Origin of the sequence: Xanthomonas cannabis pv. cannabis, from assembly GCF_000802365.1 — a bacterium.
GTDB lineage: Bacteria > Pseudomonadota > Gammaproteobacteria > Xanthomonadales > Xanthomonadaceae > Xanthomonas > Xanthomonas cannabis.
Genome location: NZ_JSZE01000082.1, coordinates 1 through 15,138 on the forward strand (window position 1 = coordinate 1; position 15,138 = coordinate 15,138).

10 protein-coding genes and 1 pseudogene are annotated in these 15,138 nt (G+C 66.8%); 6 read left to right on the top strand and 5 right to left on the bottom strand.

Annotated elements, in window-relative coordinates:
- Positions 1-121: 121 nt before the first annotated feature.
- Both OZ10_RS14110 and OZ10_RS14115 read left to right on the top strand, forming a co-directional pair.
- On the top strand, positions 122-1,324 hold the full coding sequence (locus tag OZ10_RS14110; protein WP_081419542.1) for an OmpA family protein: 1,203 nt from the start codon (positions 122-124) through the stop codon (positions 1,322-1,324).
- Positions 1,325-1,932: 608 nt separating this feature from the next.
- Positions 1,933-3,330, top strand: a pseudogene (locus OZ10_RS14115) (histidine-type phosphatase).
- Positions 3,331-3,828: 498 nt separating this feature from the next.
- On the opposite strand, the gene metK reads toward OZ10_RS14115, so the two are convergent.
- Complete coding sequence (gene metK, locus OZ10_RS14120; protein WP_039408506.1) at positions 3,829-5,040, bottom strand: methionine adenosyltransferase; 1,212 nt, start codon at positions 5,038-5,040, stop codon at positions 3,829-3,831.
- Positions 5,041-5,261: 221 nt separating this feature from the next.
- On the opposite strand from metK, the gene OZ10_RS14125 reads away from it, so the two are divergent.
- Positions 5,262-6,362, top strand: a complete 1,101-nt coding sequence (locus OZ10_RS14125) for a metal-dependent hydrolase (RefSeq protein ID WP_039408508.1) — start codon at positions 5,262-5,264, stop codon at positions 6,360-6,362.
- Here the strand turns inward: OZ10_RS14125 and OZ10_RS14130 are convergent.
- From OZ10_RS14130 to OZ10_RS14145, 4 genes are all read right to left on the bottom strand, one after another.
- Complete coding sequence (locus OZ10_RS14130) at positions 6,356-7,183, bottom strand: class I SAM-dependent methyltransferase (protein WP_039408509.1); 828 nt, start codon at positions 7,181-7,183, stop codon at positions 6,356-6,358. The two genes, OZ10_RS14125 and OZ10_RS14130, sit on opposite strands and share 7 nt — an antisense overlap.
- A 28-nt stretch (positions 7,184-7,211) precedes the next feature.
- A complete protein-coding gene (gene dusB / locus OZ10_RS14135) occupies positions 7,212-8,210 on the bottom strand; it encodes a tRNA dihydrouridine synthase DusB (RefSeq protein WP_039565490.1) in 999 nt (332 codons plus the stop codon).
- A gap of 611 nt (positions 8,211-8,821) precedes the next feature.
- Positions 8,822-9,778 (bottom strand): ribokinase, encoded by a 957-nt coding sequence (locus OZ10_RS14140; RefSeq protein WP_039565492.1) that lies wholly within the window; start codon positions 9,776-9,778, stop codon positions 8,822-8,824.
- 80 nt (positions 9,779-9,858) lie between these two features.
- On the bottom strand, positions 9,859-11,157 hold the full coding sequence (locus tag OZ10_RS14145; protein WP_039408521.1) for a NupC/NupG family nucleoside CNT transporter: 1,299 nt from the start codon (positions 11,155-11,157) through the stop codon (positions 9,859-9,861).
- Positions 11,158-11,311: 154 nt separating this feature from the next.
- Here OZ10_RS14145 and OZ10_RS14150 point away from each other — a divergent pair, with 154 nt between their 5' ends.
- The 3 genes from OZ10_RS14150 (at position 11,312) to OZ10_RS14160 (ending at position 15,137) form a co-directional block, all read left to right on the top strand.
- Positions 11,312-12,295 carry a potassium channel beta subunit family protein gene (locus tag OZ10_RS14150; RefSeq protein ID WP_184554086.1) on the top strand — a complete coding sequence of 328 codons (984 nt, stop codon included), beginning with the start codon at positions 11,312-11,314 and terminating at the stop codon, positions 12,293-12,295.
- A 101-nt stretch (positions 12,296-12,396) separates the two neighbouring features.
- A complete protein-coding gene (hemP, locus tag OZ10_RS14155) occupies positions 12,397-12,636 on the top strand; it encodes a hemin uptake protein HemP (RefSeq protein WP_202903018.1) in 240 nt (79 codons plus the stop codon).
- 269 nt (positions 12,637-12,905) lie between these two features.
- A complete protein-coding gene (locus OZ10_RS14160) occupies positions 12,906-15,137 on the top strand; it encodes a TonB-dependent hemoglobin/transferrin/lactoferrin family receptor (RefSeq protein WP_039565497.1) in 2,232 nt (743 codons plus the stop codon).
- Position 15,138: the final 1 nt, after the last annotated feature.

Here is a 15,138-nt window from a genome sequence, read left to right on the forward strand (position 1 = left end):
CCCGCCTGACGGGCGGACGGACGGACGCACGGCAGGTCTGTCAGCCGCTCTTAGCGCGGTGTTGACCAGGCTCGTGCTATCAGGCGGTTCCCTCGAACTCGCTCGAACCAAGGAAGACGCGATGCGCACGACGTTGTCGGCAGTGATTTGGGTTCCCTTGCTATTGGCGGCTTGCAGCCGTGGCGAAGGTCAGAAGACCGCGGCAGACGTTGCAGGTACAAGGCCGCAGGCAACGCAGACCGCAACGCCTGCCACCGATGCGCCACCCGCGACCGATGCGTCAGTGCCCGAATTTCCGGCCATCCCGATGATCGTGGTCCCCGACATCGTCGGCGTGACCCCGGCGCAACGCGCACTGGAAGCCTCGTTGCAGGACGTGCTCGACCCGATCGAAGGCGTCAGCGTGGCGCCCGCGCGTTGTGGCGATGGCGGCACGCTGATCACCGATGCCGGCATCACCAGCGTCGATGCCCATGGCAACCTGCTGCGCAACGGCGATGGTGGTTTGTTCGATCTCAAGGCCGACGGCAGTGGCACCGCCAACGTCGACGGTGGCTTGATCCGCATCAACGCCGATGGCAGCGGCACCATCAACGGCACCGGCCAGAACGGCGACGATGCGCTCATCGACGTGCAGTCCAATGGCGGCGGCACCTACAACGGCCCGGCCGGTTTGATCAGCCTGGACGGCAAGGGCGCCGGCACCTGGAACAGCAGCAAGAGCGGCCTGATCGACAATCGCGGCGATGGCAGCGGCACCTGGAACGGCCCACGCGGGCTGGTGACCATCAACGCCGACGGGTCGGGTACCTGGAACGGGCCCGAGGGTCTGGTGCAGAACCACGGCAACGGCACCGGCACGCTGGGCACGCCTCCCCGCGAGGTGCGCATGCCGCCGCTGCCCAAGGTGCCGCCGGCCGGCCGCTTCCCGCCGCTGCAGAAGTTCGCCCCGCCCGGTGCGCCCTGCGGTTATCTGATCACCTTGAACGACCGCATCCTGTTCGACTTCGACAAGTCCGACATCCGTCCCGATGCGGCACGCGTGCTCGATACCCTGGCCGCTGCGCTCGGCAAGGTGGCAGCACAGGACATGCAGGTGCGCGGGCATACCGACAGCAAGGGCGAGGACGCCTATAACCAGGCCCTGTCCGAGCGCCGCGCCAACGCCGTGCTGGCCGCGCTGCGTACGCGCGGTACCGCCCAGACGGCCAGTGCGAAGGGCTATGGCGAATCGCAGCCGGTGGCGCCCAACACCCTCAAGGGGCAGGACAATCCCGGCGGACGGCAGCTCAACCGGCGCGTGGAGATCTTTCTGCGAACGTGAGTGCGGCCCGCTGCCCACGGCATGGATGGCGGGTGCATGGTCACGCTCTGTGGAAGAAGAGTATTGGATGGCGAAACAGGCTGCGGGGGCCGTAGCGCGAGTGTCCGCACTGCGATCCGAGCGGGAGATGTCTGCGACCGCACCGCGGCCCTCGTCTGCGCAGCCCGGCTGCCATTCCAGCTGCGTGCTCGCGCAACTGTGCCGAGGTGCGCGCCTGAGGCATGCAGACTTCGGGTCTTGCCCGGGCGTCACCGGGGTGAAACAACCCATCCCCATCATGCGCCGCGCCTGCCTGCAGGCGTGGTGCAGGGCCGCTGCATCGCTTTTCCGCTCGTGCCGTCGCACTGTCGGGAGGTCCGACGCTGTTGCAGCCCGGCTGTGCTCTGGATGACGGAATGTACGCTCGTTGTTGGCTGCTGCACCGCTTACGAAGCTGCTCAGAGGACATGCAGACGATGTGGACTGCCGTCGTCGACAGGTGCCGGCGCAGCAGGATCGCCGCGCGCGAAGTCGGTGATGTAGGGCAGGGTGCCGGGCCGCAGGGGGCGTTCGCCGGCAAGCGGGAATTGCCGCGGTCCGCAACGGATCGATGCAGCGGGCGCGATGCGATGGGGATCGCGTGGCGCCCGCCGCACTCCACGGGGCACCCTGCGCCGCCGGCAAACGGCGCAACGCATGACGCGCGCATGCCGCGTATCGGTATGCCATCGATGTTCGTCGCAAGCGCGCTGTGGACGTCGTTGGCCGCCACGTTGTTGAGCGGCCGCGCAGCATCGGAACCGCATGCACCGCTGCCGATGTCGGATGCGCGCACGCAGGGCAGCGCCGCAGCAGCGGAACCATCACCCACGACAGCCACGGCCCACTTCGAGCGCGTGGTGGTGATCTTCCGACACGGCGTGCGTGCGCCGCTACAGGGCGAAGCAGCGGCGGCACGCTATGCCGACCAGCCCTGGCCGCAGTGGTCCACTCCGGCCAGCCTGCTGACCCCGCGGGGTCGCACGGCAGTGCGCTTGAGCGGGGAGTATCTGCGTCAGTGGCTGGCGGCGCAGGGGCTGCTGCCGCACGCCGGCTGCCCGTCTCCGCGCAGCGTGTCGGTCTGGGCCAACACCGATCAACGCACCATCGACAGCGGCGCGCTGCTGGCCGACGCACTGGCACCCGGCTGCGGCCTGGTCGCCAGCCACCGCGAGGCAGGCAGCGACGACCCGCTGTTCCGGCCGATCGAAGCCGGCGCGGTGGCATTCGACGCGGCCGCTGCCGTGGCATCGATCCAGCGGCAGACCGGCGGGCCGGCCGCCTTGCTGGTAGGCCACGCAGCCGAACTGCAGGCGATGCAGCAGATTCTGGGCTGCCGCCGCACGCCCTGCGATTTTGCGCGCATGCCCTCCACGCTGGCGCCCTCGGCCAATGGGCGGGGCCTGGCCCTGGGCGGGCCGATCGACCTGACCTCCGGCACCGGCGAAGTGCTGTTGCTGCAGTATGCCGATGGCCTGCCGCTGGCGCAGGTCGGCTGGGGCCGCGCCACACCCGAGCGTCTGGCACAGGTGTCGCGATTGCATGCACTGCTGTTCGATCTCTATGCACGCCCGCACTACATGGCGCAGCGTTCGGGCGCCCCGTTGGCGCGCGCGGTGCTGCAACGGTTCGGAAATGCGCAGGCGCCGAAGGTCTCGCTGTTCGTCGGCAGCGACACGCATATCGCCGCGCTGAGCAGCCTGCTGGGCGTGCACTTCCACTTGCCCGGCTACGGCGCCGACGACCCGCCACCGGGTGGCGCGTTGCTGCTCGGCCTGTGGCGCGCGCCAGACGGCACCTAGGTGGTGCGTGCACGTTACCTGGCGCAATCGCTGGACCAATTGCGCACTCTCGCGCCGCTGGATCTGGACCACCCGCCGCTGCAGCAGGAATTGGCGCTGGGCCTGTGTGCGCCGGAGCAGCGCACGGCCTGCCCATTGGCGGATTTTGCTACGGCGCTGGAGCAGCAGTTGCAGCTCGATCGGTAGCAACAGGTTCGCGACAACTGTCCTGCGATGGTTGGCATGGCCTGGGACTTCGACCCGTACCCTCACCCCAACCCCTCTCCCGCGGGGAGAGGGGCTTGAGCAGACTGCTGGGCGTCGTTGTCCCTTCTCCCGCAAGGCGGGAGAAGGTGCTCCGTAGGAGCGGATGAGGGTATGTGCGCAGCCAGGTGCTATTCGGCAGGGAGTGGCTTCGCCCTTACCCTCACCCCAACCCCTCTCTGCGCCCCGGCCCGCGCTTGCGGCACGGGCGCTCCAAGGCACACGCGCCGGTGGCGCGTAAGCCGTGCCTTCTCGCCCCGCGGGGAGAGGGGCTCTATTGCGTCACGCACCTGCACGTGCGGGTCCGCCGTCAGCCGACGCCTTCGCAACTTGCCATGTATTGAAGTTGGGCAACCCACCGACAGACCGCCAAAACGCAACCGGGCCGCATCAGCGGCCCGGTCGTCACGCATCGCGCCCGCTCCCGCAGGAGCGGCGTGATTATTTCAGTTTGGCGTCGGCACGCAGGGCGTCGGCGCGGTCGGTCTTTTCCCACGAGAACGAGGTGGCGGAATGCTGCACGCCGGCACCGTCGGTGTAGGTGAAGTCCTTCGGCTTGCGGCCGAAGTGGCCATAAGAGGCGGTCTGCTGGTACATCGGGTGGATCAGGTCGAGCATCTGGATGATGCCGAACGGACGCAGGTCGAAATGCTTGCGAATCAGCTTTTCGATCTGCTCGTCGGCGATCTTGCCGGTGCCGAAGGTGGTGACGGAAATCGAGGTCGGCTCGGCCACGCCGATGGCGTAGGACACCTGCACTTCGCAACGGTCGGCCAGACCCGCGGCCACCACGTTCTTGGCCACGTAGCGCGCCGCATAGGCAGCCGAACGGTCGACCTTGGACGGATCCTTGCCCGAGAACGCGCCGCCGCCGTGACGGGCCCAGCCGCCGTAGGTGTCGACGATGATCTTGCGACCGGTCAGGCCGCAGTCGCCCACCGGGCCGCCGATCACGAACTTGCCGGTCGGGTTGATGTGGAACTTGGTGCCCTTGTGCAGCCACTTGGCCGGCAACACCGGCTTGAGGATTTCCTCACGCACGGCTTCGATCAGGTCTTTCTGCTTGATGCCCGGGTCGTGCTGGGTCGACAGCACCACCGCATCGATCGCGGTCGCCGCGCCGTCTTCATAGCGCAGGGTGACCTGCGACTTGGCATCCGGACGCAGCCAGGCCAGCGCCGAGTTCTTCTTCTTGCGGATCTTGGCCTGCTGCTCGACCAGACGGTGCGACAGGTGAATGGCTGCCGGCATGAAGCTGTCGGTTTCGTTGGTGGCATAGCCGAACATCAGGCCCTGGTCGCCGGCACCCTGCTGCTCGGGGTTCTTGCGATCCACGCCCTGGTTGATGTCCGGCGACTGCTTGCCGATCAGGTTGAGCACGCCACAGGTCTCGCCGTCGAAGCCGACGTCGGAGCTGTTGTAGCCGATGTCCAGGATCACCTTGCGGGTCAGCGCTTCCAGATCGATCCAGGCGCTGGTGGTCACTTCGCCGGCGACGATCGCAACGCCCGTCTTGACCAGCGTCTCGCACGCCACGCGGGCACGCTTGTCCTGGGCCAGGATGGCATCCAGCACGGCGTCGGAGATCTGGTCGGCGATCTTGTCCGGATGGCCTTCGGAGACCGATTCGGAGGTGAACAGGTAGCTGGACATCAGGCTTATATCCCTTAATTCGGATGAAAAGATGGGTGCGGATGATACACGCCCCGTGTGTCGGTTGCATTGTGCGCCTGAACGCGATGCCGTGGGGTTAAGCCGATGTCGGTGGGCGCGGCGCGTCCGGCGCAGGAGCCGGCGCATTCACAGCCCCGCGCCGACGAAACGTGGCGGTGGATATTCCCATGCGTGCATGTCGGGCCTGCTAGCATCGGCCGATGGATTCATTGACCCAGATCGTTCTTGGCGGCGCCATCGCCGCTGCCATTGCGCCGCCCGGACAGCGGCGCGCTGCCCTGTTGGCCGGCGCGGCACTGGGCACCTTGCCCGACCTCGACTCGCTGGTGTTGCTGCCGCTGACCGACGACCCGGTCACCCTGATGACCGTGCACCGCAGCGCCAGCCATTCGTTGTTCGTGCTGCCGTTGGTGGGCTGGCTGATCTGGTGGCTGTTCCGGCGCTACGGCAACGGGCGCGTGGCCAGTGCACCCACGCGCTGGTTCTGGGCAATCCAGCTTGCGCTGATCACCCATCCGCTGCTGGATGCCTTTACCGTCTACGGCACCCAGCTCTGGTGGCCGCTGCAGCCGCACCCGGCCATGTGGTCGAGCGTCTTCATCATCGACCCGGCGTACACGCTGTGGCTGTTGCTGGCCTGTGCGGTGGCCTGGTTCGCGCGTGCGCGCCCGCTTGCGCAGCGCGCGCTGGTGATCGGGCTGGTGGCGAGCAGTGCGTACCTGGGCTGGTCGCTGATGGCCAAGCACCTGGTCGACCAGCAGGCCGATCGCGCGCTGGCGGCGATGGGGCTGGCCGACGCGCCACGCTTCTCGGTGCCCATGCCGTTCAACACCTTGCTGTGGCGCGTGGTGGCGATGACGCCCAGCGGTTATGTGATCGGCGAACGTTCGCTGGTGGCCGACAGCGGCCCGATGCAGTTCCGCGGGTTCTCCAGCAATACCCAGGCACTGGGCGAAGTGGCCCGGTTCGATTCGGTACGCAGGCTGACCTGGTTCAATCGCGGCTTCATGCGCGCACGCCTGGTCGATGACGACCTGATGCTCAGCGACCTGCGCATGGGCCTGGAGCCGGACTACAACTTCAATTTTGTCGTGGCCCACCGCGACGACGGGCAGTGGCAGCCGATCGTGCCGCGGCAGGTGCAGGCGGCGTATCGCGCACCGGTGGCCCGCGACCAGATCGGTGCGGTGCTGGCGCAGATGTGGCGCCGCATCTGGCAGGCGCCAAGCGGCACGACGTTGACCGGCGACCTGGACACGGCCGGGACGCCGGCCGCCGCACCTGTTCCGAACGCTCAATAGACCGTGGCGCGGGCCTGCACGAACGAGTAGAAGAACACCGCATTCGGGTCGCTTTGCACCTGCGCCAGTTCGCCGCGCATGCCCTCCACGGTGTCTGCGTCGACGGCGCCGGCCTGCAGCAGCTGATCGGCCGCCGACAGCAGCACTTCTTCCCAGAACCCGATCATGGTCTTGCGCCGGCCGGGCTCGCGGTTGTCCAGATGCAGGGTCTTGATCTGCGTGTGCACATCGCGAAAGCCGCCGGCCAGCAGCAGGTTGCCCAGCTTGGCACCGACGAACGGGTCGCCGCCCTGGTCATGCTGGAAGTCGTTGAACGCCATCCAGTAGCGCCACAGGTTGGGCGAGTACGGGTGCAGCAGGAACGAGGCATTCATCACCTCGGTCACGTAGACCGGCGCGCCGGGCAACAGTACGCGCCGCACTTCGTTGAGCACGCGCGCCGGCGATGGTACGTGTTCGAGCACCCAGCACAGGAAGGCCGCATCGAACTGGCGCGCCTCGAATGGCAGGTCGCCCGCATCGGCCTGCTGCAGCGTGTAGCGCTCGCGGCACCACGCCAACCGTTCAAGATTGGCCCGCGCCGCGCCCAGTTGCGCCTCGCTCAGGTCCACGCCGGTGACGTGCAGGTCGGGAAACCGGCGCAGCAGGATCTCGGTCTGCGCGCCGACCCCGCTGCCCACTTCCAGCAGGCGCCGCGCGCCGCTGTAGTCGACCTCGTTGAACAGGGTCGTTTCCAGTAGCCGGGCCTGTTTGAGCAGGCGCGCCTGTTCGGTGGCAGAAAATCCGTGCAGGTAGGTCGGGGAGTCGTGCGGTGCGCTCATGTGTGCAGCTCCGGCAATGCAGGAAAACTCAGGCAGCGTCCGACAATTCGGGCGCCACGCCGGCAATCAAGGCATCGAAGTAGTCGCGCGTCAGCGCCAGTTGTGCCTCCGGCGTCTCGGCGCGATTGACCACCGCGCGGAAGTCGGCGCTTTGCGGGTGATCCTTCGCATACCAGCCCAGGTGCTTGCGGGCGATGCGCACGCCCTGCGGCTGGCCGTAGAACGCGTGCAAGGCCTCCAGATGCCCCAGCAGCGTGTCGCGCACAAATGCCAGCGACGGCGGCGGCAACAGCTCGCCAGTAGCCAGATAGTGCGCCACCTCGCCAAAAATCCAGGGGCGGCCCTGCGCGGCGCGGCCGATCATCACCGCATCCACGCCGGTCTCGCGCAGCACCTGTGCGGCCTTCTGCGGCGAATCGATATCGCCGTTGGCGATCACCGGGATCTGCAGCGCCGCCTTGATCTGCGCGATCGTCGCGTACTCGGCGCTGCCGGTGTAATGCTGGTCGCGGGTACGCCCGTGCACGGCGAGTGCGGCAATCCCACAGTCCTGCGCGATGCGGGCGATGGTGGGGCCGTTGCGATGGTCGCAATCCCAGCCGGTGCGGATCTTCAAGGTCACCGGCACATCCACCGCCTGCACCACCGCGCGCAGGATGCGCGCCACGAGCGCCTCATCGCGCATCAATGCCGAGCCGGCCCAGGCATTGCACACCTTCTTGGCCGGGCAGCCCATGTTGATGTCGATCAGCTGCGCGCCGTGGTCCACGTTGTAGCGGGCCGCCTCGGCCAGTTGCTGCGGCTCGGTGCCGGCGATCTGCACGCTGATCGGGTCCGGTTCGCCGGCATGGTCCATGCGGTGCAGCGATTTGCGCGTGCCCCAGAAGCGCGAGTCGGAAATGGTCATCTCCGACACCGCCAGCCCGGCGCCAAGCCGCTTGCACAGCAAGCGGAACGGCTTGTCGGTGACGCCGGCCATGGGCGCGAGAATCACCCTGGGTGCGATGGAGTAGGGGCCGATCTGCATGGAGGCATTGTAGCTGGGTGGGGAATCGGGAATCGGGAAGCGGGAAGCGGGAAGCGGAAGCGTTTCCGGCCTTCGGTCCTGCACGATGCTGTGCGGGTCGCGCGACTAGATAGAACGAGGGCGGTGAACCTGTTGGCTGACCGTACCCTCACCCCAACCCCTCTCCCGCGGGGAGAGGGGCTTCTATTCCTTCTCCGCCTCGTGGGTAGGAGAGCAGCTCCTATTCCTTCCCTCGGGAGTAAGAGAACAGGGTCTATTCCTTCTCCGCGCCGGAGTAGGAGAGCAGCTTCTATTCCTTTCGGGAGTGGGAGCAGCTTCTATTCCTTCTCCCGTCGGGAGAAGGTGGCGCGTCAGCGCCGGATGAGGGTACGGGCGCCCGACGCTGCATCACGCCTCATTCCCTAGCATCACGCCTCGTTCCTGTACCCGACGCTTTCCGACGAAGGCGACCGAAGTTCCTGCACCAGCAGAGCTCGCAGCGCCCGTCGGCAGCCACGTCTCAACCTGCGGTCCCCAGCGCAGAACAGTCTCCAACGTACACCCCAAACCCCTGAACGCAGAAGGCGACCGCATCGCTGCAGTCGCCTTTGTCGATCGCTTGACGCGTGCGGTTACACAGCCACGTCAGGCAGCATCCGCGGCATCGAGGTGGCCGCGCCTTCCACTTCGGTGGAGCGCGCTGCGTAGCGGGTGGCAAAGCGCACGTGGGTGATGAAGCTTGCCCCCGGCGACTGCGCCAGCGAGGCGACCAGTGCGCCGTTGAAGGCGTCGCCGGCACCGGTGGTGTCCACCGTCTGCGCGCTTTCGGCGCCCACGCGGTAATGCGCGGCAGTGTCGCCGCGCAGCTGTTCGTCGGCGTGCGAAATGAAGGCGCCCACCGCGCCCAGCGTGACAACCACGGTCCCGCCCGGCAGCAACTTGCGGCACAGCGAGTGCAGCGTGTTGCCATCCAGCGCCGCGACATCGTCGGCGTTGATGCGCTCGCCGACGTGGCGGCCGAGCAGCGCGGCGAATTCGGTCTCGTTCGGGGTCAGCACGTCCGACAGCTTGAGCAGGCCGATCGAGGTCGGCGCATTGGCGGGCGCGGCGTTGAGCACGGTCAGCACGCCGCATTCGCGTGCAAGCGCCAGTGCCGATTCGACGGTTTCCGCCGGCGATTCCAGCTGTGCCAGCAGCACGCGTGCCGAGGCCACCAGCGCGCGCTGGTTGTCGACAAAGGCCGCACTCAGCACCGAGTTGGCGCCGGCACCGATCACGATGGTGTTGCGGCCATGACCGTCCACATAGATGCCACCGGTGCCGGTGGGCTCGTTGCTGGGCTCGGCGATCAGCGCAAAGCCGTCGTGTGCGGCCAACGAGCGCGCCAGCGCGCCGCCGGCATCGTCGCCCAGCGCGCACAGGAAGTGCGTCCTGGCACCGGCACGTGCGGCCGCGACCGCCTGGTTGAACCCCTTGCCACCGGGCCCGGTGCTGTAGCGGCCGGCGATGGTGGCACCCGGCGCCGGCAACACGTCGCAGCGCCACACGTGATCGACATTGAAAGACCCGACAACGACGACCGAACTCATAAATACCTGCTTGCTTGAATGACTTGAATGAAACGTGGCGTGCGGCGATTAGACCGTGACGCCGATGAACCCGCGCCGCCTCAACCGAAGTGCGAGAGCACCCCGGCAATGGTAGCGGTCATGAAGGTGGCGATCGAACCGCCGAGCACCGCACGCAGGCCGAATTTGGCCAGATCGTGACGACGTTCCGGCGCCAGCCCGCCAATGCCGCCGATCTGGATCGCGATCGAGCTGAAGTTGGCAAAACCGCACAGGGCATACGTGGCAATCAGGCGGCCTTCTTCGCTCAGGCTCACGCCGGCCACCTGGCCCTTCACGATCTGCGACAACTCGGTGTAGGCGACGAACTCGTTGATCACCACCTTCTGGCCGATCAACGAACCGACCGTGGTCGCGTCCGCCCAGGGCGTGCCGATCACCCAGGCGACCGGTGCCAGCACATAACCGAAGATCGTCGACAGGTTGGTCGGCCGGCCCAGCGCGGCAGCCGCGCCGGTGACCTCGCCCAGCCAGGTCAGCGGCGCGTTGATCAAGGCGATCAGCGCGATGAAGGCCAATAGCATCGCACCGATGTTCAGCGCCAGGCGCAGACCGTCTCCGGCCCCGGCCGCTGCCGCGTCGATGATGTTGCTGGTGGTCTTTTCCACTTCCATCTTGACCGTGCCGCGGGTCAGCGGGGTACCGGTTTCCGGCACCAGCAACTTGGCCACCACCAGGGTGGCCGGTGCGGCCATGATGCTGGCGGCGAGCAGATGCTTGGCATAGAACGCCTGCTGCGCGGGGTCGCTGCCGCCGAGCATGCCGACGTAGGCGGCCAGTACGCCGCCGGCGATATGCGCCATGCCGCCGATCATCATCGTCAGCAGTTCGGACTGGGTCATCTTGGGGATGTACGGGCGCACCGTCAGCGGGGCTTCGGTCTGGCCGATGAACACGCTGGCGCACACGCTGGTGGTTTCCGCGCCGGACACGCGCATCACCTTGGTGATCGCCCATGCCATCGCCCGCACCACCACCTGCATCACGCCCAGGTGATAGAGCACGCCCATCAGCGCAGAGAAGAAGATGATGGTGGGCAGCACCTGGAACGCGAAGATGAAGCCGTAGCTTTCGATGTTCATCAGGCTGCCGAAAATGAAGGTGGAGCCTTCATTGACGAAGCTCAGCACCTTCACAAAGCCCTTGCCCAGCGAATCGAACACATCGCGTCCGCCCGGCACCAGCAGCACCAGCGAGGCGAACGAGATCTGCAGCAGCAGGCCGGTGCCAACCAGCTTCCAGTCGATCGCGCGGCGGTTGCTCGAAAACAGCCAGGTGATGCCGATGAGCACCGCCAGACCGAACAGGCCGAAACCGATCCTTCCCAAACCTTCGACCATTCCAATCCCCGGGGCTGCTGACGGCAAAACGAGAAGCCTAGAGCAGGGGGTGTCGGCGGGCAAGGCGAGCTGCATTCAGACGGCCGTCACAGGCTTGCGCACAGCCCCGGCCCGGTAAACTGCGCAAGCCGGTCCGGGGCAGGTGCCCCGGAGGTTGCAGGAGTTCGCCATGCTTTACCGTCGTCTGGGTTCCACCGGGCTGCAGCTGTCGGCGTTGTCGTTCGGGGCCTGGGTCACCTTCGGCAAGCAGATCGGGCGCGGCGAAGCGCGCAACCTGATCGCTGCGGCCTGGGACAACGGCATCAATTTCTTCGACAACGCCGAGGTCTATGCACGCGGCCGCGCCGAAGAGGTGATGGGCGATGTGATCGCCGATCTGCGCCTGCCGCGCGACGGCTACTGCGTGTCGAGCAAGGTGTTCTTCGGTGCGGTGGACAGCCCGCGCCCGACCCAGCGCGGGCTGTCGCGCAAGCACGTCACCGATGCCTGCCACGCCGCGCTCAAGCGCCTGCGCGTGGACTATCTGGATCTGTATTTCTGCCACCGGCCCGACCCGGACACGCCGGTCCAGGAAACCGTGCGCGCCATGGACGCGCTGATCCGCCAGGGCAAGGTGCTGTATTGGGGCACCTCCGAGTGGAGTGCCGACCAGGTGCACGCGGCCATCGCCATCGCCGAGCAGGAGCACCTGCATGCGCCGGCGATGGAGCAGCCGCAGTACAACCTGCTGCATCGCCAGCGGCTGGAACACGAGTACGCACCGCTGTGCGAGCGCGGGCTGGGCACCACCATCTGGTCGCCGCTGGCCTCGGGCCTGCTCACCGGCAAATACAACCAGGGCGTGGACGCGGACAGTCGTCTGGGCCAGCCCGGCAACGCCTGGTTGCAGGAAGAGGTGTTTGGGGCAGCGGAGTCGCGCCGTGTCGAGCGCGCACGGGCCTTCTGCGCCCTGGCCGCCGAACTGGGCCACGCGCCCGCACGGCTGGCCATCGCCTGGTGCCTGCGCAACCCGCACGTGTCCAGTGTGATCCTCGGTGCCAGCCGGGTCGCCCAACTGGAAGAAAACCTCGGCGCCCTGGAGACGCTCGCGCAGATGGACGCAGCCGGATGGGAGCGGGTGGACGCGGCCACACGGTGACGCGAAGCACCGCTACCGATTGATCCGGTCAATTGAGAAATGTGAGTTGATGCAAAGATCCAGCCACTCAGATGAGAATGGCTCTTGATCATTAAATGAGAATGGTTATTATTTGTCTGGCCAACCGACTGGAGATCCAGATCATGACCGCTCATCCCGTACTGCTCCGCTCCGAACCGGTCAACCTGCGCGACCGCGCCGCGCCGCGTGCTGTGCCTGCCGAAGACCTCATCTGCAGCGAGGCGCTGCTCAAGGGTCGCCGCGAAGTGCTGATCCAGCATGGCGACCGTGTGTATCGCCTGCGCCACACCAGCAACGACAAGCTCATTCTCACCAAGTAACCCTGGCAGCGCGCCCGGCTGCGCCCCCCGCGCGGGCGCGGCCGTACGATGCTGAAGGGCAGCGCAGGCGCGCCCTCGCGCTAGTGTCCAGGGCACCGCTGCAACAGCAGCGCTTCAGTGCTGTCGATTTGCACCAACGCACCCGCTGACGGGTGCGGCATCACCGCTGCGGGCGCTGCCGCCGCCGTCCGCCATTCCGTTCTCCCTCGGCTGCCGCACGCGGCGTGTCGCTGCGCGCAAGGTCCGGGGTCTCCCACAAAGGTTCTTGAATGATCCGCCTGCATCCGCTGGTGGCCGCGCTGTCGCTTGCGCTGCCTGCAGTTCCGTTGTGTGCCCATGCTGCCGACGCAGATGCCGGCGGCGAGCCGGCGCGTGAGGTGCACGATTTCGACCGCCTGCAGGTCACCGCCACGCGCACCCAACGGGCGTTGGTCGACGTGCCGGGCACAGTGGACGTGATCGACCGCGAGCAGGTGGACAACCAACTGGTGCGCGAACTCAAGGATTTGTTTCGCTATACGCCCGGTGTGTCGGTCACCACCAACAGCGGCCGCTTCACCGGTGCCAGCGGCATCCGCGTTCGTGGCCTGGACGGTAACCGCGTGGCGATCCTGGTCGACAACGTGCCGGTATCGGATACCTTCGCGTTTGGCAGCTATCTCAATGCCAACCGTAACTTTGTCGATCTGGAAACGCTCAAGCGCGTGGAAGTGGTGCGCGGGCCGGCCAGCGCCTTGTACGGGCCCGATGCGCTGGGCGGTGTGGTGGCCTTCGTCACCAAGGATCCATCCGATTATCTGAGCGACGATACGTCCAGCTACGTCGGCCTGAAGTTCGGCTACGAAGGCGACTGGAACGGGCTGTTTGCCGGCGCCACCGGCGCCTTCGGCGGCGAGCGCTGGAGCGGGATGGTGGCCGTTGCGCACCGTCAGGGCCAGGAGGCGCAAAACCAGGGGGACATCCGCAGCCGCGATTTCACCCGCACTGCAGCCAACCCGCAGCAGGTCGACGGCCGCAGCGTACTGACCAAGCTGGTGTATGCGCCAAGCGCACGACAGCGTTTCAAGCTCACGGTCGAAGGCAACGAAGACTACGGCAGCATCGATGCGCTCACCAGCATCGACACGCGCTCGCCAAGCGCATCGTTGCGCATTCTGTCGCAGGAGGGGCGCGACCATCAGACCCGTGCGCGGGTGTCGCTGCGGCACGAGATCGATGCGCTGGATTCCGCACTGGCCGACGATCTGCAGTGGCAGGTGTATCGCCAGGACAGCGAGAGCCTGCAGCGCACCAACGAGTTGCGCGGCAACAACACCCGCCGCCATAACGAACACACCTTCGATCAGCGCGTTTACGGCCTGCTGGTCAACGTCCACAAAGCCATCGACACTGGCACGTTTCGCCACGAAATCACCTATGGGCTGGACGGCACCTGGAGCGACACGCGTGCCAAGCGCGATGGCTATTCGGTCAACCTCGCCAATGGGGCAGTCACCAATCGGGTCGGCCAGGACGTGTTTCCGGTACGCGATTTCCCGACCAGCGAAACCACCAAGCTCGGGTTGTATGCGCAGGACGAAATCGGCCTGATCGATGGCCGCCTGTCGCTGACGCCGGGCGTGCGCGTGGACTATTTCCGGCTGTCGCCGCAGGTGGACGACATCTTCCGCGAGGACAATCCCGGCGTTGCCGCCGCGACCATCGACCAAACCCGGGTCTCGCCCAAGTTCGGCGCGGTGTGGCGGTTCTCCGATGCATGGTCGGCGTACGCCAACTACGCGCATGGCTTCCGCGCGCCGCCGTACAACGACGTCAATATCGGCTTCACCAATCTGCAGGGGCGCTATACCGCCATCGCCAACCCCGACCTGAAAGCGGAAACCAGTCGCGGTGGTGAACTGGGGCTGCGCTTCAACGACGCACTCGGTTATCTCGGCCTGGCGGTGTACTACACCGATTACCGCGATTTCATCGAGTCCAATGCGCCAGCCGGGGTCAACTCCGATGGTTTCATGGTGTTCCAGTCGCGCAACGTGGACGATGTGGTGATCAAGGGCGCAGAGGCACGCGGCGGCCTGGATCTCGGGGTGCTGGCCGGCTGGCAGGGCTGGTCGTTGAACAGCGCGGTTGCCTATTCGGAAGGCGACAACCTGACCGACAACACGCCGCTCAACTCGGTGGATCCGCTGCGCGGCACGCTCGGCGTGGCCTTCGACAGCGACAGCTGGGGCGCAGAGCTGATCGGCAGCTTCGTCGCGCGCAAGCGGCGCCCGCAGTTGGCAAGCTATTACACCTCGGCCGGCTACGCCACGCTGGACCTGATGGGGCACTGGGAGTTCGCACCCGGCGCCAGGCTCACCGCCGGCCTCTTCAATCTGGCCGACCGCCGCTACGTGGACTGGAATGCACTGCCCAACGGCACGCTGGCCGGCAGCACGGTGGTGGACCGCTTCACCGGCGCCGGGCGCACCGCCGCGGTCAGCCTGGCCGTGAGCTGGTAGC